The sequence below is a fragment of the Halarchaeum rubridurum genome, assembly GCF_014647115.1.
Classification (GTDB): Archaea; Halobacteriota; Halobacteria; order Halobacteriales; family Halobacteriaceae; genus Halarchaeum; species Halarchaeum rubridurum.
In genome coordinates, this window is sequence record NZ_BMOO01000002.1 from 80,129 (window position 1) to 101,343 (window position 21,215).

The 21,215-nt window shown below is 72.1% G+C and carries 15 protein-coding genes; 10 read left to right on the forward strand and 5 right to left on the reverse strand.

Annotated elements, in window-relative coordinates; all coding sequences use genetic code 11:
* The first annotated feature begins 111 nt into the window (after window positions 1-111).
* Window positions 112-729, forward strand: a complete 618-nt coding sequence (locus IEX84_RS03930) for a trimeric intracellular cation channel family protein (RefSeq protein ID WP_188870898.1) — start codon at window positions 112-114, stop codon at window positions 727-729.
* Between the two features lie 102 nt (window positions 730-831).
* On the opposite strand, the gene IEX84_RS03935 is transcribed toward IEX84_RS03930, so the two are convergent.
* A complete protein-coding gene (locus IEX84_RS03935) occupies window positions 832-1,836 on the reverse strand; it encodes a zinc-binding dehydrogenase (RefSeq protein WP_188870051.1) in 1,005 nt (334 codons plus the stop codon).
* Window positions 1,837-1,994: 158 nt separating this feature from the next.
* Here IEX84_RS03935 and IEX84_RS03940 point away from each other — a divergent pair, with 158 nt between their 5' ends.
* Both IEX84_RS03940 and IEX84_RS03945 read left to right on the forward strand, forming a co-directional pair.
* Window positions 1,995-3,098 (forward strand): Gfo/Idh/MocA family protein, encoded by a 1,104-nt coding sequence (locus IEX84_RS03940; RefSeq protein WP_188870053.1) that lies wholly within the window; start codon window positions 1,995-1,997, stop codon window positions 3,096-3,098.
* A gap of 38 nt (window positions 3,099-3,136) precedes the next feature.
* Entirely contained in the window at window positions 3,137-3,643 is a 507-nt protein-coding gene (locus IEX84_RS03945; protein WP_188870055.1) for a hypothetical protein, read from the forward strand.
* A 4-nt stretch (window positions 3,644-3,647) separates the two neighbouring features.
* Here IEX84_RS03945 and IEX84_RS03950 read toward each other — a convergent pair whose 3' ends face one another.
* Entirely contained in the window at window positions 3,648-4,976 is a 1,329-nt protein-coding gene (locus IEX84_RS03950; protein WP_188870057.1) for a divalent metal cation transporter, read from the reverse strand.
* The gene (locus tag IEX84_RS03955) at window positions 4,977-5,756 is read right to left on the reverse strand and encodes a phytanoyl-CoA dioxygenase family protein (protein ID WP_188870059.1); all 780 of its coding nucleotides are present in this window, start codon (window positions 5,754-5,756) and stop codon (window positions 4,977-4,979) included.
* A 323-nt stretch (window positions 5,757-6,079) separates the two neighbouring features.
* On the opposite strand from IEX84_RS03955, the gene IEX84_RS03960 reads away from it, so the two are divergent.
* The 7 genes from IEX84_RS03960 (at window position 6,080) to IEX84_RS03990 (ending at window position 14,451) form a co-directional block, all read left to right on the forward strand.
* The gene (locus IEX84_RS03960) at window positions 6,080-8,008 is read left to right on the forward strand and encodes a PAS domain S-box protein (RefSeq protein ID WP_188870061.1); all 1,929 of its coding nucleotides are present in this window, start codon (window positions 6,080-6,082) and stop codon (window positions 8,006-8,008) included.
* A gap of 177 nt (window positions 8,009-8,185) precedes the next feature.
* Complete coding sequence (gene nasA, locus IEX84_RS03965; RefSeq protein WP_188870063.1) at window positions 8,186-10,261, forward strand: assimilatory nitrate reductase NasA; 2,076 nt, start codon at window positions 8,186-8,188, stop codon at window positions 10,259-10,261.
* 267 nt (window positions 10,262-10,528) lie between these two features.
* The gene (locus tag IEX84_RS03970) at window positions 10,529-12,301 is read left to right on the forward strand and encodes a nitrite/sulfite reductase (RefSeq protein ID WP_188870065.1); all 1,773 of its coding nucleotides are present in this window, start codon (window positions 10,529-10,531) and stop codon (window positions 12,299-12,301) included.
* Entirely contained in the window at window positions 12,294-12,551 is a 258-nt protein-coding gene (locus IEX84_RS03975) for a hypothetical protein (RefSeq protein ID WP_188870067.1), read from the forward strand. Before IEX84_RS03970 ends, IEX84_RS03975 begins: the two co-directional genes overlap by 8 nt.
* 3 nt (window positions 12,552-12,554) lie before the next feature.
* A complete protein-coding gene (locus IEX84_RS03980; RefSeq protein WP_188870069.1) occupies window positions 12,555-13,886 on the forward strand; it encodes an MFS transporter in 1,332 nt (443 codons plus the stop codon).
* On the forward strand, window positions 13,887-14,039 hold the full coding sequence (locus tag IEX84_RS03985; protein WP_188870933.1) for a hypothetical protein: 153 nt from the start codon (window positions 13,887-13,889) through the stop codon (window positions 14,037-14,039).
* A 55-nt stretch (window positions 14,040-14,094) separates the two neighbouring features.
* Window positions 14,095-14,451 carry a DsrE family protein gene (locus IEX84_RS03990; protein WP_188870071.1) on the forward strand — a complete coding sequence of 119 codons (357 nt, stop codon included), beginning with the start codon at window positions 14,095-14,097 and terminating at the stop codon, window positions 14,449-14,451.
* Window positions 14,452-14,497: 46 nt separating this feature from the next.
* On the opposite strand, the gene IEX84_RS03995 is transcribed toward IEX84_RS03990, so the two are convergent.
* Complete coding sequence (locus IEX84_RS03995) at window positions 14,498-19,033, reverse strand: glycoside hydrolase family 15 protein (RefSeq protein ID WP_188870073.1); 4,536 nt, start codon at window positions 19,031-19,033, stop codon at window positions 14,498-14,500.
* A gap of 52 nt (window positions 19,034-19,085) precedes the next feature.
* Complete coding sequence (gene malA, locus IEX84_RS04000) at window positions 19,086-21,125, reverse strand: alpha-amylase MalA (RefSeq protein ID WP_188870075.1); 2,040 nt, start codon at window positions 21,123-21,125, stop codon at window positions 19,086-19,088.
* Window positions 21,126-21,215: the final 90 nt, after the last annotated feature.

Here is a 21,215-nt window from a genome sequence, read left to right on the forward strand (position 1 = left end):
TGAGGTCCGCGACGGCGAGCGCGGAGCGGTGGGCTCAATACCGCGCGCCCGCACCCTCCGGGCGTGCTGCCGGACGTCCTCGCCGCCCTGCCCGTCCGCCCCTTCGCCGTGATGAACGCCGTCGGCCTCGTCGCGTTCGCGCTCGTCGGCGCGACGAAGGCCATCCGCGAACAGTTCGACCTCTTCGGCGTCACGGTCGTCGGCCTCGCCACGGCCTTCGCCGGCGGGGCGACCCGCGACGTCCTCGTCGGGCGCGTCCCGCTCGTCCTCCGGTCGTTCGGCGAGATATCGCTCGCGCTGGTCGGCGTCGCGCTCGCCGTCTGCGCGCACGTCGCGCTCGACGCCGCCGACGAACACCCCGCGACGCTCGCCGCGGACGGCGTCGGCCTCGCGGCGTTCGCCACCACGGGCGCAATCGTCGCCACGAACGCGGGCGTCTCGGGGTTCGGCGTCGTCGCCGTCGCCACGATCAACGCCGTCGGCGGCGGCGCGCTCGCCGACATCCTCCTCGGCCGCCAGCCGTTCGTCCTCTTCGACGACTTCTACGCGAGCTGCGCGCTCCTCGGCGGCCTCGCGTACTGGCTGACCGCGGGCATCGGCGGCCACCCCGGCCCCGCGGCCGCGGTCTGCGCCGGCGTCACCGTCTGCACGCGGCTCCTCGCCGTCTCGCTCGACTGGCACCTCCCGACGGCCCAACGCCTCGGACGTCGCTGGCGGCGGCGGCGCTGAGGGCGAGCTGAGCCGTCGCGTCCGCCGCTAACCGAGGGGCCGTATCCGCACGCGACACCGGTTTTCGGACCGTGATACTGCGGACGGACCGGTGTGGGGTCGCTACTCGTTCACGAGAAGGAGCTTTCCGCGGAAGTCCCCCGCTTCGGCGCGACGGTGCGCTTCCGCGACGTCGTCGAACGCGAAGCGCTCGTGGATGTGCGGCGCGAGCGCGCCGTCGTCGACGAGCGCCGCGATGTCCGCGAGCTCCTCGCCGATGCGCTCTTGCCCGTCACCGAGGAGGACGGGGAGGATGACGAGCACGACGCCGAGTTCGAGCGACTTCGCGTGCATCGGCGCGAGCGAGAGCGATTCGGCGGCGCTGGACTCCGTCGTTACGACCGCGCCGTAGGGGCGCACGGCCTCGAAGGCGGTTGCGAGGTGGTCGTCGCCGACGGGGTCGAAGACGACGTCGAAGCCGCCGCCGCTCGCGTGCTCGGCGGTGTACGACTCGACGTCAGTCGTTGTGTAGTCGACGGTGGCGTCCGCGCCGAGCGTCGCCGCGAAGTCGCGTTTCGCCGCGGTCGAGCCGGTCGCCGTCACCTCGCAGCCGAGCCAGTCGGCGAGCTGGACGCCGACGTGTCCGACGCCGCCGCTCGCGCCGTAGACGAGCACCTCGTCGCCGAGGCCGGCGTCGGCCTTGTCGGTCAGCATCTCCCACGCGGTCAGGGCGACGACGGGGAGCGCGGCGGCGTCCGCGAGCGGAATCGACGACGGCGCGTGCGCGAACGTCCCCGCGTGGCCGACGACGTAGTCCGCGAGCGTCCCCTGTCGACCCGCGCCGCCCGGCATCCCGTACACCTCGTCGCCGACGTCGAACGCCTCCACGTCCTCGCCGACCGCGTCCACGACGCCGGAGACGTCGCAGCCGAGCGTCGCGGGGAGTTCGGGCGCGAAGTCCGGGATGTCGCCCCGGCGTATCTTGTAATCGACGGGGTTGACGCTGGAGGCCGCGACCTCGACGCGAATCTCGCCGGGGTCGGGTTCGGGGACGGGGACCGTCTCGGCCTCGAAGGCGTCCGCGTCGCCGTACGCTTCGATGCGGTGTGCCGTCATCTCCGTGGACATACGCGTCGCTTCGGCCTCGCGTTCGGAATACGTGGCGGTCGCGGCGGTCGATGCGCGTTCTCCGTGTTCGCTCGGCGTTTTCGACGCTCTCCGCGTTCGCCCCGCGTTCGGTGCGCGCGTTCGCCACCTTGAGGCTCCCCCGCCCGGTGGGGAGACGTATGAGCACCGACACGCTCTCGGTCGGCGTCCTCGGCTACGGCTTCATGGGGAAGGCGCACGCGAACGCGCTCGGGCGGCTCCCGCTGTTCTTCCCGGACGCGCCCGACGTCTCGCTCGACGTCCTCTGCGGGCGCGACGCCGAGGCGGCGCGCGAGGCCGCGGACCGCTTCGGCTTCGCGGACGTCGAGACCGACTGGCGCGACGCCATCGAGCGCGTCGACGTCTTCTACGACCTCGGACCGAACGACGTCCACGTCGAGCCGTCGATTCACGCGCTCGAAGCCGGCGTCCACGTCCTCTGCGAGAAGCCGCTCGCGCCGACGCTCGACGGCGCGGAGCGGATGGCCGACGCCGCGGCGGAGAGCGACGCCGTCGCCGCGACGGGGTTCAACTACCGTTACGTCCCCGCCATCGAGTACGCCCGGCGGCTGATCGCCGACGGCGTCCTCGGCGACGTTCGGCACGTCCGCGCGCGCTACCTCCAGGACTGGCTGGTCGACCCGGACGCACCGTGGTCGTGGCGGCTCGACGCCGAGAGCGCGGGGACGGGCGCGCTCGGCGACCTCGGCGCGCACAGCATCGACCTCGTCCAGTTCCTCGTGGACGACGTGACGGCCGTCAGCGGCCACCGGACGACGTTCGTCGACGAGCGCCCGGACGACGACGGTACGTCCCGGCCCGTCACGGTCGACGACGCGTTCAGCGCGCAGGCGGAGCTCGCGAACGGCGCGACGGCAACGTTCGAGGCGACGCGCTGTGCCACCGGCCACAAGAACACGAACGCAATCGAGGTCGAGGGGACCGAGGGCGCGGTTCGCTTCGACCTCGAACGGCTCAACGAACTCGACGTGCTCCGCGGCGACGACCGCGGGTTCGAGACGGTGCTCGTCACCGACCCCGAGGACCCCTACGTCGAACACTGGTGGCCGCCCGGCCACACCATCGGCTGGGAGCACACGTTCGTCCACGAGAACGCGGCCTTCCTCCGCGCCGCGGCCGACGGCGAGGACTACGACCCGGGCTTCGACACCGGCCGGGACGTCCAGCGCGTCGTCGACGCGATCCAGCGGAGCGACGAGCGCCGCGAGTGGGTGTCGCTCTAGCGGGACGCTTACGCTACCGCGGTCCCAACGGGTGATCGATGTCGACGCCGACGAACGGACGATCCGCGCGGATCGCCGCGACGCTCGCCCTCTGCGTGCTCGCGTCCTGCGCCTTCGCACCGGCTGCGAGCGCCGCGATCCCCGCGAACGGCCCCACCGAGTCCGTGGGGATCGACGGTGTCGCGGTCAACGCCACGGCGACGAACGGTACCGTGACGACGAATGATACGGCGACGAACGCCTCCCTCGTCGTCCGCGGTGTGACGAACCGACAGCCGGACGAAACGGCGGTGTTGCTCTCGCTTCGCGCGACGAACGGGACGACGACGCGGCTGGCGACGGCCGACTCGTGGGGGTGGGACGGCGAGTGGTCCGCGGCGTTCGACCTCGACGGCGTGCCGCCCGGCGTCTACCGCGTCGAGGCAACGACGGGCGACGACACCGACGTGGCGTTCGTCCGTCTCGGGTCGGAGGCGAGCGCGAACGGGACGACGAACGCGTCGGCAAACGGGATGGCGAACGCGTCGGCGATCACCGTCGAGTGATCCCTCAGACGCTCGCGCCCGCGTTCCCGTCGCGGACGAACGCAACGAGCAAGCCGAGCGTGGCGAGCGCGACGAGGACGGCGAAGACGAGGACGACGGCGGCGAGCGGCGCGAGGCCGCCCGCGAAGAGGCTGGCGACGAAGTTCGCGGCGAGCGTCCCCGTGACGGCGAGGAGGGCGAGGCCGCCGAGGTTGGCGAGCGTCGAGTTCGCCTCGGGGACGGCCCCCGAGTTGAGAAGGTAGAGGACGACCGCGATGGCGAACGGCGTGCCGACGGTGCCGAGCGCGAGCACGAGGACGAGCTGGCCCAGGACCTGCCCGCCGATGAAGGCGCCGGGCGCGGAGAGCAACGCGACGGCGGCGAGGAGACCGCGATAGCGCGGGTCGCCGACGTCCGTCCCCCAGCCGAGTTTGTCAGCGACCACGAACGGCGGGACGATGGTGTTCGCGCCGAGGGTCGAGACGGCGGCCCCGCCGAGGCCGAGGAGGAAGAGCCACTGGGCGTTCGCGCCGACGAGCGGCCCGAGGGCTTGGGCGGCCCCGATGGTGCCGAGGCTCGGGTCGGAGAGGACGCTCGCGGCGACGAGGAAGGTGGCGACGCTGAAGACGCCGAACGCGCCGAGCATCGAGACGCCGACGTCGAAGGTGGCGAGGCCGTAGTCGTCGCTCGTCCACCCGCGGGCGCGCATCGTGTAGGAGTGCATCGTGACGAGCGTGATGTGGACGGCACCGCCGAGGATGCCGGCGGCGACGAGCGCGCTGTTCGCGGGCAGCGACGGGACGAGGCCGGCGGCGGCCGCGCCCGCGTCGATGGGGACGACGGCGAGCGACGCGACGAACGCGACGACGACGAACGCGACGAGGCCCTTCGCCGCGAGTTCGAGGAAGCGATACCCCCGGCCGGCGAGGCCGAGCGCGAGGACGAGCGCCCAGACGACGCCCCACGCGGTCGCGGGGAGGCCCGTGATGGTCGCGGAGACGCCCGCGACCGTCTTCATGATGACGAGCTGGGCGACGCCGGAGGCGATGACGACGTCCGCGACGAGTATCCACGCCCAGGTCTCGCCGAGGTGGTCCTCGACGACGCCGACGATGCCGCGCTCCGTAAGGAGGCCGAGGCGCATCGCCAGATACTGGGAGAGCGCGCCCGCGAGCGCCGAGAGGACGACGACCCAGAGGAGCGCGTAGTCGTAGCTCGCGCCCGCGGTGATGAGGCTCGCCAGCGACGCCGGGCCCGCCGCAATCGCGCCCGCGACCCACGAGGGCCCCATCTCGTCGAGGTAGTCGCTCGCGTTCCCGAGCGAGACGTCCGCGATACCGTGTCGGTCGCCCATTCAGACGCACCCCGGGAAGCGCTCGCCGGCGACGTCGAGGCTGTCGACCCACGCGGGCGGGTCGTCGTCCGTGAAGCGCGAGCGCGAGCGCATGTACGCGAGGATGAACGCGCGCCGCCAGTCGTCGCTCTCGTTCGGGGCCGTGTAGTGGGGCAACAGGCAGTGCTGGAAGAGGACGTCCCCGGCGTCCATCGGGAGCGCGACGGTGTCCGAGACGTCGTAGTCGCGTTCGCCGATGGCGATGTCCGTGTCGTACTCGACGGCCTCGTGGCCGAGCAGCCCGTCCGTGTGCGCGCCCGGGACGACGCGCATACAGCCGTTTGTGCGGGTGGCGTCGTCGAGCGCGACCCAGACCGTGACGTGGTCCATCGGCCGAATCGGGTAGTAGGCGGCGTCCTGGTGGAACTTCTTCTCGCTGCCGATCCCCGGCGGCTTCAGCATCGCGGCGCTGCGAAGCAGGGAGAGGTTCGGGCCCTGCAGGCGCTCGACGACGTCGAGGATACCGTCGTGGTGCGCGAGGTCGGCGAAGACGTCGTCCTCCCGGACCATCCCGACGCCCTCGAACTTCCGCACGGGGTCGCCGGCGCGCTCGAACGTCGCGTCGCCCGATTCGGCGGCGGGTTCGAGCATCCGCTCGAACGCCCCGGCTTCCCGCTCGCCCGTGACGTACGCGCGGAGTCGCTCGCGGACGCGCTCGACCGTTTCCTCGTCGAGGAGCCCGTCGGCGACGACGTACCCCTCGCGTTGGTACTGCGCGAACTGCTCGTCGGATATCGGCATACCACTCCGTTTTACTTCCAAGTAATAAAGCGCGCGGGATTGGCACGACGTGACGGTCGGGCGCGCCGTCCGCCGATGGCCGTCGCTCGGCGGGTGGCGCGGTGAGGGTCGAGCGGTGGTGGGGCCCTCGACCCTCGATGGGTAACACGTGTGGTGCACGGCCCGGTGTCCGACCGCGGACACCCGGAGTCTCACCGTATCCGCCCGTGCTGGCTCTCGTTCGTTCTCGTCAAACGATGGTGAAAAATCTTGTGCCTATGTCACGGGTCGAGCGGAATCGGTAGTCAGCCGACTTAAGCCCGTGCGCCGAGAACGGCCGGACGATGCCCGTCGACGCGCCCCGGGAGCGTCTCTATCGACTCTTCACCGGGACCGACCAAGACGTCGAAACCGAAATCCGGCGCGCGCTGGAGATCGGCGCAGCGCACCTCGACCTCCCGGTCGGCTACTTCGCGCGGATCGACGGGGACGAGCTGGAAATCGTCCACGCCGTCGGCGACACGGACGTCGTGCGCTCGGGGGCGACGCTCCCGCTCGAGGAGGCGTACTGCCGCCGGACGCTCGACGCCGAGGGAGCGCTCACGGTGCAGGACGCGGCCGTCACCTCGACCGAGCGGCCCACGGTCGGGGCGAGCACGTTCGGGACCTACATCGGCGTGAGCGTCACCGTCTCCGACGAACGCTACGGGACCGTCTGCTTCGCCGACCCCGAACCCCGCGAACGCGCGTTCACCGAGGCCGACGAGCTGTTCGTCGAGCTCCTCGGTCGCCTCCTCGGCGGCGAGCTCGAACGCCGCCAGCAGAGCGGTCGCCTCGAACGCGAGAAGCGGCTCTTCGAGGGTATCGCGGAGAACAGCTTCGACATCCTCTTTCGCGTCGACGCGGACGCGCGCTTCACGTACGTCTCCGCGGCCGTCGAGCGCGTCCTCGGCTACGAGCCCTCGGAGCTGACCGGCGAGTCGTTCGCGACCGTGATGACCGACGAGTCCGTCGAGGACGCGCTCGCGGCGTACGGGCGGCTGTTCGCCGGCGAGCCGGTCGAGAACCTCGAATTGGAGTTCATCGACGCCGACGACGACGTCGTCGTCATCGAGGTGAACGCCACGCCGATACGCGAGGGCGACGAGGTGGTCGGCGCGCAGGGCGTCGGCCGCGACGTCACCGCACGCAAGGAACGCGAACGCGAGCTCCGGATGAAGACCCGGGCGATAGACGGGGCCAACGTCGGTATCTCCATCGCCGACCCGAACCAGCCCGACACGCCGCTCGTCTACGTCAACGCGGGGTTCGAGGAGATAACGGGGTACGACGAGTCGGAACTCCTCGGGCGCAACTGTCGGCTCCTCCAGGGCGAACGCACCGACGACGACGCGGTCCGGCGGCTCCGCGAGGCCATAACGCACGAGGAGTCCGTCTCCCTCGACCTCGTCAACTACCGGCGCAACGGGATGCCGTTCTGGAACCGCGTCCGTCTCGACCCGGTCTTCGACGACGCGGGCGAGCTCACGCACTACCTCGGCTTCCAGACGGACGTGACCGACCGCAAGCGCACCGAACAGCTCGTTCGACTCCTCAACCGCGTCCTCCGGCACAACCTCCGCAACGAGATGACGGTCCTGCTCGGGCAGGCCGACCTGCTGACCGACGCGGACGCCAGCGAGCGCGACGCGCTGAGCGAGCGTATCCGGCGCATCTCCCAGGAGCTCGTCGGATTGAGCGACCACGCGGCGGAGCTCGAACGCCACGCCAGCCGCGAGCGAGACCCGCGACGACTGGCCCCCGACGAGGTCGTCGCGGACGCCGTCGCCGACCACCGGGGGGCGTACCCGGACGCGGACGTCGAGGTGTCCGTGCGGACCGACCGCTCGTTCTGCGCCGGTCCCGAGCTCCGGCGGGCGGTTTCCGAGCTCGTCGAGAACGCGCTGAAACACGCCGGCGAGACGCCGTCGGTGTCGGTGACGGTCGAGGATGCGGGCGAGTGGCTCGAACTCGTCGTCGCGGACGACGGACCGGGAATCGACGAGATGGAGGCCGAGGTCATCGCCACCGGCCGCGAGACGGCGCTCGAACACGCCTCCGGGCTCGGCCTCTGGGTCGTCGACTGGATCGTCACGCGCTACGGCGGCTCGTTCCAGATAGAGGCGCGGGACGCCGAAACCGGCGGTACCGCCGCCCTGGTCCACGTCCCCGCCATCGCGGACGACGAATCCGTCGAGGCGGTGGCGCGCGGGCCGACGATACTCTCCTTCTGACGCCCGCGACGGCGACGCGGTGACGACGACCACGGCTCTGCCGACAGAATTGGACGTTCATCAACGCGTAGTTTCTTGTGGTGGAAACACTATGCGTCGATAAATGCGAAACAGTACAGTCGTCATCGAATCGAGGGGTAAACTGGCCGGTGGTGTTCCGGATACCGGGGTGCAGCGATGACCGGGTGGGTGCCGACGACGTGTATGCGGTGTGCGGTCGGGTGTGGACACCTCCAGCGCGGCGCGGACCTCGGCAACGGCGTCGACTCCGTGCGCGGCGACGCGTCGCATCCGACGAACCGGGGGCTCGCCTGCCAGCGCGGCGTGAGCGAGACGGCGGACCCGGCGGCGACGTTCCTCTCGCGGCCGCTCGTCCGGCGCGACGGCGAACTCGTCCCGACGACGTGGGACGTCGCGCTCGGGAAGGTGACGGAGGCGATGCGGGTGGCACACGAGCGCGACCCCGACGCCGTCGGGGTGCTCGGGAGCGGCCAGCAGACGAACGAGGCGGCGTACGCGCTCGGAAAGGCCGCGCGCGGCGCGCTCGGGACGCGACACTACGACGCGAACACGACGCTCTGCATGGCCTCGGCCGTGAACGCCTACTACGACGCGTTCGGGAGCGACGCGCCGCCGTGTAGCTACGAGGACGTCCCCAAGGCGGAGAGCCACGTCGTCTGGGGGGCGAATCCGGCCGTCGCGCACCCCGTGCTCTTCCGGTGGGTGACGGACAGCGCGCGCGACGGCGAGCTCGTCGTGGTCGACCCCGTCGAGACGGAGAGCGCCGAGGCCGCCGACGTCCACGTCCAACCGGAGCCGGGGGCGGACCTGACGCTCGCCCGCGCCGTGCTCGCGCACGTCGTCGAGACGGGTCGGGTGGACGAGGCGTTCGTCGAGGCCCACACCGAGGGGTTCGACGACGCGTGCGCCGACCTCCCGGACGCCGAGGCCGCCTGCGAGGCGGCGGGCGTCGAGCGCGCCGACGTCGAGGCGCTCGCGTCGGCCCTCGACGCGCGGACGCTCCTCTACTGGGGGATGGGCGTCAATCAGAGCACGCGCGGGACGGCGACCGCGGGCGCGCTGATAGACCTCTGTCTCGCCACGGGGAACCTCGGGGAGGGGACCGGCCCCTTCTCGCTCACGGGGCAGGCGAACTCGATGGGGACGCGGGTCTGCTCGTCGAAGGGCGGGTGGCCGGGGATGTGCGACTACGACGACCTGGACGCCCGCGCGCGCGTCGCCGAGGCGTGGGGGGTCGACGTCGCGCGCCTCCCGGACGACACCGGGCCGGGCCCCGTCGGGATGTTCGAGGCCGTCGGCGACGACATCGAGGTGCTGTGGACGGTGGCGACGAACCCCGCCGCGGGGATGCCGGACGCCGCGGACGCCGCCGAGCGACTCGACGACGTCTTCCTCGTCGCGCAGGACGCCTTCCACACGGAGACGGTCGAGCACGCGGACGTCGTCCTCCCCGCGGCGACGTGGGGCGAGAGCGAGGGGACGACGACGAACATGGAGCGGACGGTCTCGCGCGTGCGCGCCGTCACGGACCTCCCGGCGGGCGTGCGGACGGACCTCGACATCATCGCGGCGGTCGCCAACGGCGTCCGGCCGGGGACGTTCGAGCGTCACCCCGAGCCGGCGGCCGTCTTCGACGAGATGACCGCGCTGACGGCCGGCACGCCCGCGGATTGCTCCGGGCTCTCCTACGACCGCCTCGACGACGCGGGCGCGGTGCGTTGGCCCGCCCCGGACGCGGAGACGTCGGTCGCCTACCGCTACCGCGACGGCGACGGCTGGGCGTTCGAGACGCAGAGCGGGGACGCGCGCTTCTCGACGGGCGCGCCCGACGACGACCTCCCGGAGCCGACGAGCGAGTCGTACCCCCTGACGCTCACGACCGGCCGGGAGAGCGACGGCTACAACACGGGCGTCCGCTCGCGCGGCGGCGAGACGGCGGTGCCGACGGTCCGGGCGAACCCCGCGGACGCCGCGGACGGCGACCGCGTGACCGTCGAGACCAGACGCGGGTCGGTGGCGGCGGTCGTCGCGGCCGACCCCGCGGTCCCGTCCGGCGTCCTCTGGCTCTCCATCCACCACCCCGCGACGAACCGCCTCACGCTCCCCGCGGTCGACCCGCGCTCCGCGGAGCCGAACTACAAGCAGTGCGCGGCCCGCCTCGTCCCGCGGACGGACGGCGCGGACGTCCCCGAGACGAGCGCGACGAGGTCGACGGGCGAGGCCTCCGACTGACGCGACGCCCAAGCGACCGCCGGGGCTCGACGGCCCCACCCCGAGCCCTCTCGGCCACATCAAAACGTGACGAGTGACGAGCATCCGACGATTTTGCATTTTGGTTGGGCATCGTAATGCGCGATACGGTTGACGTCCTTAGTCTCATTTAGGGTATTGATGTAATTCGCTCACAAGGCTTTTGGCTTCCGAGTCGTCACACGGTAATCGAACGCAGTCCAAACACGTCCACTTCCACCGAGACGAAGTGGTCATATTCAGCAAACGATGGCAAACAAGAAGGAAGACGTCAAGGCGGAGATGTACGGTGACGCGGTGCGGGAGAAGATAGAGGAGTTCGCCGAGTCGGGCTGGGAGTCGATTCCCGAGGACGAGCGCGAGGAGTGGTTCACGCGCTTCAAGTTCTGGGGGGTGTTCCACCAGCGCGACGGCCAGGAGAGCTACTTCATGATGCGGTTGAACAACTGCGGGGGCGTCCTCGAACCCGACCAGCTGCGCGCCATCGCGGAGGTCGCGGACGAGTACGCCCGGGGCCCCGCGGAGAACCCCCGGTGGGGGAACGGCTGGGTGGACTACACGACGCGTCAGTCGATCCAACTCCACTGGCTGAAACTGGCGGACATCCCCGAAATCTGGGAGAAACTGGAGGCCGTCGGCGTCTCCAGTCGCTCCGCGGGCGGCGACACGATGCGGAACATCTCGGGGTGTCCCGTCGCCGGCAAGAGCGCCGCCGAGTACGTCCCGTCGCGCGAGCTCCTCGACGAGATCGAGGCGGGTATCCGGGGCGACGACGACCTCGCGAACCTCCCGCGGAAGTTCAACATCTCCGTGACGGGCTGCAAGCAGGGGTGCGCGCAGGACTCCATCAACGACGTCGCGCTCGAACCCGCCCACCGGCCGGTCGAGGCCGAGCAGGTGAGGGGCTTCAACGTCCGCGTCGGCGGCGGCCTCGGCGGGCGCGAACCCCGGAAGGCGCGCTCCCTCGACCTCTTCGTCACGCCCGAGCACGCCTACGAGACCGTCCGGGCGTTCGTCGAACTCTACTGCGAGGAGGGGAACAGACAGAACCGGAACAAGAACCGGGCGCGGTTCTTCGTCGACGAGTGGGGGACCGAGGCGATTCGCGAGGAGCTCGACGAGCGCCTCGACTTCGAGTTGCTGCACGCCGGCACGGACTTCCGCGGCGAGTACACGTACAACGCCGGGCGGGAGGACGCCGACGGCGAGCACGACCACGTCGGCGTCCACGACCAGACCGAGGACCTGAGCTACGTCGGTCTGAGCGTGCCGGTCGGCCGGATGCCCGCCGACGACGCGCTCGCGCTCGCGGACCTCGCCGACGAGTACGGGAGCGGCGAGATTCGGCTCTCGCGCCGGCAGAACCCCCTCGTGATGGACGTCCCGGACGAGCGCGTCGACGACCTGCTGGACGCCCCCCTCCTGGAGACCTACTCGCCGAACCCGAGCGTCTTCACGCGCGGCGGGATGGCCTGTACTGGCACGGAGTTCTGCTCCATCGCGCTCGCCGAGACGAAGACACGGATGGCGGAGACGCTCGGCTGGCTCCAGCGCAACGTCGAGGTGCCGGACGACGTCAGCCAGCTGAAGATTCACTGCTCGGGCTGTACGGCGGACTGCGGGCAGGCGATGAGCGCCGACATCGGCCTCCAGGGGATGCGCGCGCGCAAGGACGGCGAGATGGTGGAGGCGATGGACGTCGGCGTCGGCGGCGGCATCGGCCAGGAGCCGACGTTCATCGACTGGGTTCACCAGCGCGTCCCCGCCGACGAGGTGCCCGGTCTCCTCAAGAACATCGTGGAGACGTACGCCGAGATGCGCAACGACGGCCAGACGTTCCGCGAGTGGGTGGAGGCGACGGGTCACGAGACCATCGCGGAGCTCGCCGAGCCCGAGGAGACGGACTACGTCGACCCGTGTCTCACCGACGCCAAGCAGGCGTGGTACCCCTTCGCGGAGGGCGACGGGCCCGCGCCGACGGACGCCGACGGCACCCCGCTGGGGGTGGAGAGCGATGACTGAGACCGAACGCGAGCGCGCCGGCCGGCGGGACGACCGCGGCGCGGCGGCGACGCGCGACGTCCTTCGCGGCACGGACGCGGACCGCGACTGCGACCGCGACGACCGCCCGGTCGACGAGGCGGCGCTCGGCGGTGGCGACGACGCACGCACCGGCCCGACGGCGCGGTGTGGCGCCGAGCCTACCCCCGAGGCGCCCGAGGCGCACGACGCCTACTACGTCACCGACCCGGGGGACACGGAGGTGCACTAGCGCGTGCAAGAGAAGACCGAGCAACTGCTCATCGCCACCGTCGGGTTCTTCTGGGCGTTCCTGATGTGGTTCTCGACGGCGGCGTTCAGCACCTCGATTTCGAGCGCGTTCACCCTCACGACCGGTGGATTGGCGCTGCTCGCGTCGAGCGCGCTCTGGCTCGCGCCGCCCGGGCGCGTCGCCGCCGGGTGGGCGGCCGACCGCTTCGGCGCGCACAACATCTTCGCGTTCATCCTCGCCTACTCGGGGCTGATGAGCGTCGCCTCCGCGTTCGCCGTGAACTACGACGTCCTCTTCGTCGAGCGGCTGATCGTCGCCTCCGCGGGCATCAGCTTCGTCGTCGGCATCCAGCACGTCTCGCAGTGGTTCGAGTCCCACGAGATCGGGACCGCGGAGGGCATCTACGCGGGCACCGGGAACGCCGGCGCGGGCGTCGGCGCGCTCGTCCTCCCGCGGCTCTACGGGACGAACTTCGATCAGGCGTTCCTCCACCTCGGGATCGTCGCGCTCGGCATCGCCGCCGTCTACAAGTGGCGCGGGAAGGCCGCGAAGGACCGCGCGACCGCGGAGACGGCGCGCGCGAACTCGAACCTCAAGTCGACGCTCTACGTCTGGACGCGCTTCGCTGCCATCGGCCTCATGCTCGCGTACGCGATGTCGTTCGGCCTCGAAATCGCGATGAACTCGTGGCTCCCGACCTACTACGCGACCGGGTTCGGGGACGCCATCGGCGACCTCGGCTTCACGAGCGTCGCGGCCATCCAGACCGCCGCGGGGACGTTCGCCGCCGTCCAGTCGTTCAACGCGTCGCTCTTCCGGCCGTTCTCGGGATACATGTCCGACCTCTGGCAGCGCAAGGGGTGGACGCCGTACCCCTTCCTCTCGGCCGAGCAGGGGTACGCCCCGCGGGTCCACTGGCTGTTCACCGCGCTCTGTCTCATCATCGCCTCCCTCTGCGCGCTCAGCGTCGCCGGCTACCTCGGCGTCCTCCCGCTCTCCGTCGTCATCCTCGCGGGCTTCGGCATCTGCGTGAGCTTCGGGACGGGCGGCGTCTTCGCCATCGTCCCCGTGATGTTCGAGGAGCGTCCCGGCGTCGCCGCGGGGTTCGTCGGCGGCGTCTCGACCGCCGGCGGCATCGTCTACCCGCTCGCGTTCGGCTGGGTGCCGAACATCCACAGCGGGTACGCGCTCGTCGCCATCGCGCTCTTCGTCCCCTTCACCCTGTTCTTCGTCTGGGTGATGCGCTCGGACCGCTCGCTCGCGCAGTACGGCATCGGCTCGCGCGAACGCTGGCTCGGCCCCGAACCCGAGGCCGCCCCCGGGGGTGACGACTGAATGGCCGACATCGACGCCGACGCCGACACCGCGCGCGAGCCCTGGTACCGCTGGGGCCGGCGCGTCCTCTACGCCGAGATGCTCATCGCGGTGCTCGTCACCGTCTTCTCGCTCTCGCTCGCCTTCATGGGACAGGCGGGCTACATCGCGTAGGAACGCCGCGCCGCTACCACGGGACCTTTTCGCACGTCGTCCGTATCCCCAAGCGATGGTGAACGCCGCAATCGTCATCCTGGCCGGCACGGAATCGCACAGCGACCTCGGACGGCTCGTCAACGGGCTGGAGGCCGCGCGGGAGTTCGCGGAGAACGACGCGGACGACCTCGAACTGATCTTCGACGGCGCGGGCACCGAGTGGATTCCCGAACTTGAAGACGAGGACCACGACTACCACGCTCTCTACAACTCCGTGAAGGAGCACGTCTCGGTCTGCGAGTACTGCGCGGGCGCGTTCGGCGTCGAGGACGACGTCGACGACGCCGGCCTCGTCACGTGGGGCGAACACGACGGCCATCCGAGCATCCGCTCGCTCGTCGCCGACGACTACGAAGTCATCACCTTCTGAACGCCGGGCGTGCCGGCGCGGGTCCGTCCCGCCACCGACGGGGCCCTCAGAGGGGCAGCCGGCGGACCGTCGTCGCCGCCGTCTCCAACTCGGTGTCGTCCGCGGCCGCGACGGTGACGGACCCGCCGTCGTGGGTGACGCGGACCGTCGCCTCGAACGCCCCGTCCTGCGGCGTGACGACGGCCGCGTCCTCGGGCGTGCGTATCGCCACGCGCGCACCCGTCGTCGTCCCGGAGACGCGGAGTTCGTCGCCCCGCACGTGCGTGGTGACGTCGAGCGTCGGCCCCGTTTCCTCGTGGCGGCCGCGCTCGCGGTAGCGGCGCGCGACGACCGCCGGCGTCTCGATTGGCTCGCCGGCGTCGATACCGTGCGCCAGCCGGACGTACTGCGCCATCGCCCACGCGAGCGGCGTCGCCGACCCCGTCCCCTCGCCGAACGCCCAGTCGTACGCCGTGCCGTACTCCCGGTCCCACACCTGCTCGGCGAGCATCCGGCCGGAGTTGGCGAACTCCTGCATCGCGCGCAGACAGCCCGCGGGGTCGACGTCGGTGCCCGCGCCCAGCGCGTCCGCGAGCAGTTCGTACTCGCCGCGCTCGCCCGTGAGGAGCGGCCAGAGGCGGCCCTTGCCGGCGTGCTCTGCCGACCACGGCCCGCCCTGATCGCCGGTCGCGCGCTCGCCGTAGCCGTCGCCGTTGTACCGGTAGAAGCCGGGCGCGGACCCGGCTTCGACCCGGATGGCGCGGTCGACCACCGCGAGCGAGTTCGCCACGGTCGGGTCGTCGGCGGGGACGATACCGAGGCGGACGAGTTCGAGGAAGCCGGCGTCGATGACGTCGCGTTCGTCGAGCGTCGGGCCGCCGTTCGCCAGCGTCCGGTAGTGGCCGGCGTCCGGATCGCCGTCGCGCGTCACGCGAACGTAGTACGGCGTCTCGGGGTGGCGCGCGGTGCCCGTCTCGGTCGCGGTCCACGACTCGACGGTCGCGGCCCAGTCGTCCGCGAGCGCCAGCCAGCAGAGCGCGTCGGCCGCGTGCCCCTCCTCGTCGGCGAGCGACGCCGCGCACGCCAGCCCTGCGACCTCCGTGGCGATGGAGGACGGCGAGTAGCCCGACTCCTCCTCCCAGCGCTCCTGGGCCGTCGAGGGGCCGTTGCGCGCGACGTAGTCCGCAGAGCGCCGGACGTTCTCGTAGCCGTAGGGGACGTCGTCGAAGCCGAAGCCGGCCTCGCGGAGCTGGTACGCCATCACCTGCGGGAAGGAGATGTTGTCCATCTGCTCGCCGCCCCAGCGCGTCGTCCCGTTCACGTAGGTGTTCTGCGGGATGAACCCCGCCTCGTCCTGCTGGTACTCGTAGATGTAGGCGAGCTGGTCGACCGCGACGTCGTGGAAGCCGACGGCGCGGAAGACCGTGAACACCTGATAGAGGTCGCGCGACCAGACGAAGTTGTAGCCGTACCCCTTCGGCTCGTCCGCGACCACCGCCTGCCCCCACGGGACGGAGGGCGAGGCGATGGACGCGCCGGCGTACGTCTTGTCCTCGACCGCGAGCAGACACATCAGCGCCGCGCGGTACTGCGCTTCGAGCTCGTAGTCGCCGCGCACGGACGCGGGGAGCGACACGTCCGCGAGCGCGGAGCGCCACGTCCCGACGTACGACTCGCGCACCGTCTCGAAGCCGCGTTCGAGCGCGCCGTTCGCCTCGCCGAGCGCGGCCGCGGTGTTGGCCTGCTCGGCGAACCCGAGCGCGACCGTCTCCGCGACCGACGCCCCCGAGCCGACCTGCCCGACGAGCACGACGTTCCGGTCGGTGACGGACGAGCGCGCGTCGGGGATCGCGCCGTCGAAGAGGTCGGCGAGCCGGTCGCTGCCGGCGGCGTCGACGGTCGCCCAGTCGAAGCGCCCGGTCGTCGCCAGCGCGAGCGCCACCGAGTACGCCTCGCCGTCCTCGTCGACGAGGAGCGGGTCGGTCGCGTCCGCCGTGTAGCTCGCGGGTTCGCGCGCGAGGAGGTTGTAGCTCCCCGACTCCCCGACGCGGAGGCCCTGGGCGTCCGCCCCGACGTCGCCGAGCGAGAGGTCCGCGACCGCGAACACGTCGTACGCCGCACCGTCCGCCGCCTCGAAGGTCACGTCCGCGACGACGGCGTCGTGGTCCGTGTCGACCGCGTACTCGACGGTCAGCGTCCACTCGTGCGCGTCGCCGACGTCGTCCGCGACGAAGACGTGCCGGTAGAGGAGGGCGTCGTCCGCGACGGGTTCGACCCGTCGCAACACGGCGTCCGTCTCCTCGCCCCGGCGCGTGTGCGTCCGCACCGTGTAGCCGTCGTCCCGACAGCGGACGAGGAAGTCCATCGTCCGGAGGTTCATCACGTCGATCCGCGGGAAGCGCGCCTCCGTCAGCGCCCCCTCGGTGAGCGTGAACCACACCGGGGTGGGCTCGGCCGCGTCGTGGTCCGCCGTCGTGCAGAGGCCGTGCTTCTCGCCGGTCGTCCACCGCGGGCGCTCGGGCGGCGTGACGGCCTCGGTCGCCGGCGCGGGGAGCGCGTCCGCGTCGTCGAGGAGCGCCGTCGCGTGCAGCCGAAGCGCGTGCGACCAGCCGAGCGGCGTCGCGCTGTCCGGCGCGCCGTCGTCGTACACCTGCTCGGCGAGGTAGCCGGCGTCGGTGGCGAACGGGCCGTCCGGCGCGAGCAGCTCGTAGAGCCCGCCCGCGCGTTCGAGGAACCCCGCGCCGTTGCGCCCGCGGTCGTCGAGCAGGACGCCGAGGCGCGCCGCCGCGACCACGCCGAGGCCGGTCGCCACCGACCACACCTTCGGCGTCGACTGGTCCGCCGACCGCCAGCGGTCGTCCTCGTAGCGCACCAGCCCCGCGACGTCGCTCCCCGACGGGTCGCGGAACAGCCCGCTCAGCGCCCCGTCGACGTGGCGCGCGAGCCGGTCGAGCCGTCGCTCGGACACCGCGACGCCCGCGGCGGCCTCGCAGGCGACGTGCGCCTCGACGAGCGCGAGGGAGGCCGCGTCGAGTCGCTCGTCGAGGTCGCCGTCGACGAGTCGCATCCCGTAGCGCTCGCGCTCTGGGTCCCACAGCAGGTCGAGGCCGTCGAGGACCGTCGTCGCCCCCTCGCGGGCGCGCGCCGCCACGTCGTCCGGGACGGGCGCGGCCGCGATGGCCGCGTACGCCTCCGCGAACGTCGCCGCGGTGTGTGCGAACTGCCCGACGGCGTTCTCCCACGCGTTCTGACAGCGCTCCGGCAGCCCGTTGTCGGCGAGCCCCGCGTCGAGCGCGTCGAGCGCGGCCGCGAGCGACTCGCGGATCGCCGCCGCCACCGGCCCGTCGAGCGCGTCGCCGCGCTCGGTGAGCACCGTCGCCAGGAACGCCGCCACGGTCGCCGTCTGGTCGGCCTGGTACTCGTGCGAGCGGCGCTTGCGTTCGACCTTCGCGTTCGCCCACCCGGGCGCGAGCGAGCCGTCGGTCGCCCACACGCGATGGGGCCACGTGCCGTCGTCGAGTTGCGTCTCGCAGTAGAGGAGCGCGGACTGGACGGGGTCCGCGCCCGTCTCGATGTCGAGGCGGTCACCCGCGTCGAGCAGACGACGCGACACCTCCGCGTCGTCGCGGAACCAGACGTAGCCGTATCCGCCGCTGTTCGCGTAGAAGGGGTCGAACTCGGGGCCGGCGATGCGGCCGCCCGAGGGCCCTTCGAGGAGGTCGACGACGCGCAGGTCCGCGCGCACCGACGCCGCGCGCGGGACGTGTTCGGGGACCGTGATCGGCGTCCGGGCGAGCGCGGCCTCGCGGAGGCTCGACGCGCTCTCGTGGTTCGTCGCGCACGCCCGCAGGTCCGCGAGCGCCGTCTCCCGGTCGATGTCGTCGTGGTCGGAAAGCTGCGTGACGAGCGTCGTCCGGACGCCCCGGCCCTCGCGCTCGAAGGGCGCGGTGACGACGAAGCTGCCGCTCAAACGCGTCTCGTCGTACGGCTCGACGCCGCCCCGGGGGAAGGAGACGGGCGCGTCGTCGAGTATCTCCGCGAAGCGCTCCGGGCGCTGCCCGCGGACGTCCTGGAGCCCCGTCGAGGCCGTCACGTAGTCGTGTTCGCGCCGGTGGAACACTTCGAGCGCCTGCGAGTCGTCGGGGCCGCCCGCCTCGTGGACGAGCGCGCCGACGCGGCCCTCGCGGCCCTCGGGAGCCGCGGTCAGGAAGGCGACGAGGCGGCTCTCGGCGGGCACGACGCCGCGGAGTTCGACGTGCGTGACGTGCGCCCGGCCGAGCGTGAGGTCGAACTGGTGGACGGTGAATCCGTCCGCGTCGAACTCCGTCTCGACGAGTCGCGTCCCGCGGTAGTAGTGCTGGCGCAGGACGTCGAGGTCGTCGAACCAGTACGTCCGGTCGGCCGTCTCGATTCCGAACCGGGAGCGGTCGATACCGTGGAGCCCGGAGAGCGCCTCCGAGTAGTCCCGGAGCGCACCCGACGGCGAGACGTGGACGAGCCGGTCCCCGTGTCCGGAGAACGCCCCCGTCGTCGTCCGCGCCTCCTCGGGGAACCGCCCGTCGTGGTGGCGCTTGTACTCGTTCAGCGCCGTTGTCAACCGCATGTGACTATCACCCACGCGTCCGACCTAAATAGTTCTCCCGTTCGGTGGGGCGTCAGGCCCCGTCGTCGAACGCGGCCGGTGGCGCCGGGAGGACCGCGACCGAGTCGACGCGGACGCCGCCGTCGGCCGCCACCGACTCGCCCGTCGCGGCGTCGCGCGTTCCCGCCGAGACGCCGAGGTCGACCGTCGCCGACCCCTCCGCGAAGTTGCAGACGACGACGGCCGCGCTCGCATCGCCCGGGTCGTCGCCGGACGGACCGGAACTCCCGTCCCCGGCCCCGGCCCCGTCTCCGTCCCCATCTCGGTTCACCCGGCCGTAGGCGACGACGCGCTCCGGCTCGCCCTCGCGCACCGCGTAGTCGATCCGTTCGAGGGCCGCGTCGGCCGCGAGCGCCGGCATCGCCCGCCGGAGGGCGAGGAGCCGCCGGTAGTGGTCGGCGAGCGCGTCGTCCGCGGCCGCCCAGACGAGGGCGTCCCGGCGGCCGAGCTGGCCGAGCTCCTGGCCGGCGTAGACGAGCGGCGCGCCCGGGAGCGTGCAGAGCGCGCCCGCGGCCGCGAGCGCCGCCGGGCGGCCGCACTCGACCAGGTAGCGCGTCTCGTCGTGGTTCTCCGCGTAGAGGAGGAAGCGCGCGTGGTCGGGGAAGCCGACGTCCGCGCGCTCGGCGACGGCGTCGAGGAGCGCCTCCGCGGGGGCCCACCCGGTGCCGACGCTCCGCAGCGCCGCGTACGTCGTCGAGTCGAAGTGGACGTCGAAGAGCCCCGCCTGGAACTCCGGGATGTACGGGATGGTCTCGTCGAGCAGGAGGAAGTCGGCGTCCCGGGCCTTCACGCGGTCGTGGACCTCGCGCCAGAAGCCGTCCGGGACCGCCCACGCCATGTCGCAGCGGAAGCCGTCGACGAGCGGCGCCCACGCGTCCACGGCGTCGAGGAGGTGCCGCCGGACGTCGAGCGTCTCGAAGTCGAAGTTGGCGATGTGCTCCCAGTCGAAGTACGTCCCGGGTTCGCCCGAGGGCTGCCACTCGTACCAGTCCCGGTAGTCGCTCGCGGGGTTCCGGTAGGCGTCCCGGAAGTAGGGGTGGGCGCGCGCCGAGTGGTTCAACACGAGGTCGAAGAGCACGCGCATCCCCCGCTCGTGCGCGGCCTCGACGAGCCGGCGGTAGTCCGCGCGGTCACCGAGGTCCGCGGCGAGCGAGAAGAAGTCCGTGATGTTGTAGCCGTGGGGGGCGTGGTCTGCGGCGAGCACCGGCGTCAGCCACAGCACGTCGACGCCGAGCGAGTCGAGGTGGTCGAGTCGGTCCGCGAGCGCGCGGAACGTCCCGCCGTGTTCGGCCTCCGGCGCGAACGTCCGCAGGTACACCTCGTAGTAGACCGCGTCGGTCGCCCACGCGGGCGGGTCGTACGGCCGGCGGACCGCGACGCCGCCCGCGCCGTCACGCACGATTTCGACCGCGTCCGGGACGCTGTACCTCTCCGGGGAGACCGCGACCGCGTGGATGCGCGCGCGCTCCGGGAGACGCTCGCGCGGGACGCGGAGCCGGTGGCCCGCGACGCTCGTGTCGGCCGCCCGGAGGTCGTCGCGGTCGTCGAACGCGAAGGTGACGTCGAGCGACGACGGCGGCGCGTCGTCCCCCGGGTGCGGGCGCGCGTCCGCCTCGATGACGACGGCGTCGTCCGTGACGCGCCCGTCGAGACGGATGCGGGGCCGGCCGTGGCCGTCGCCGTGCTCGCCACCGCCGCTCGCGCCGGCCGCGTCGTGCCCGTAGCCGCTCGTTCCCCCGTCGTCGCCCGCGACGTCGAGGACGCCGCCGCTCGCGCCGGCGTCGCGGTCGCGCTCGCCGTCACCACTCGACCCGGCGTCGAAGCAGCGGACGGTCTGTCGGTGGACGCCGTCTGGTGCGCTGAGTGCTAGCACGTATCGCCCCGGGACGTCCGGGCGGAACCATTGGACCGGCCGGTCGTCGACGGTCGCCTCGGCCCCCGGCGGCGCGCGCTCGACCCGCCACGCGTACGTCGCCGCGGGGTCGGGGTCGCGCGGCGCCAGTTCCACGCGGTCGCCGACGGACACGAACCGCGGAGGGCCCGGATGATGCATCGCTGGGTCGTGCGTACGACGCCGACCCTTTTGAAGGGAGGTGTCGATTCGGCCCCGCGACCACCGCAACGCCTTAGCCCGCGGCCGCCC

What these genes read in the sequence shown, in the direction of transcription:
- IEX84_RS03930 (WP_188870898.1), top strand. Translation starts at nt 112, where the DNA reads ATGAACGCCGTCGGCCTCGTCGCGTTCGCGCTCGTCGGCGCGACGAAG.
- IEX84_RS03935 (WP_188870051.1), bottom strand. Translation starts at nt 1,836, where the DNA reads ATGTCCACGGAGATGACGGCACACCGCATCGAAGCGTACGGCGACGCG.
- IEX84_RS03940 (WP_188870053.1), top strand. Translation starts at nt 1,995, where the DNA reads ATGAGCACCGACACGCTCTCGGTCGGCGTCCTCGGCTACGGCTTCATG.
- IEX84_RS03945 (WP_188870055.1), top strand. Translation starts at nt 3,137, where the DNA reads ATGTCGACGCCGACGAACGGACGATCCGCGCGGATCGCCGCGACGCTC.
- IEX84_RS03950 (WP_188870057.1), bottom strand. Translation starts at nt 4,976, where the DNA reads ATGGGCGACCGACACGGTATCGCGGACGTCTCGCTCGGGAACGCGAGC.
- IEX84_RS03955 (WP_188870059.1), bottom strand. Translation starts at nt 5,756, where the DNA reads ATGCCGATATCCGACGAGCAGTTCGCGCAGTACCAACGCGAGGGGTAC.
- IEX84_RS03960 (WP_188870061.1), top strand. Translation starts at nt 6,080, where the DNA reads ATGCCCGTCGACGCGCCCCGGGAGCGTCTCTATCGACTCTTCACCGGG.
- nasA (WP_188870063.1), top strand. Translation starts at nt 8,186, where the DNA reads ATGACCGGGTGGGTGCCGACGACGTGTATGCGGTGTGCGGTCGGGTGT.
- IEX84_RS03970 (WP_188870065.1), top strand. Translation starts at nt 10,529, where the DNA reads ATGGCAAACAAGAAGGAAGACGTCAAGGCGGAGATGTACGGTGACGCG.
- IEX84_RS03975 (WP_188870067.1), top strand. Translation starts at nt 12,294, where the DNA reads ATGACTGAGACCGAACGCGAGCGCGCCGGCCGGCGGGACGACCGCGGC.
- IEX84_RS03985 (WP_188870933.1), top strand. Translation starts at nt 13,887, where the DNA reads ATGGCCGACATCGACGCCGACGCCGACACCGCGCGCGAGCCCTGGTAC.
- IEX84_RS03990 (WP_188870071.1), top strand. Translation starts at nt 14,095, where the DNA reads ATGGTGAACGCCGCAATCGTCATCCTGGCCGGCACGGAATCGCACAGC.
- IEX84_RS03995 (WP_188870073.1), bottom strand. Translation starts at nt 19,033, where the DNA reads ATGCGGTTGACAACGGCGCTGAACGAGTACAAGCGCCACCACGACGGG.
- malA (WP_188870075.1), bottom strand. Translation starts at nt 21,125, where the DNA reads ATGCATCATCCGGGCCCTCCGCGGTTCGTGTCCGTCGGCGACCGCGTG.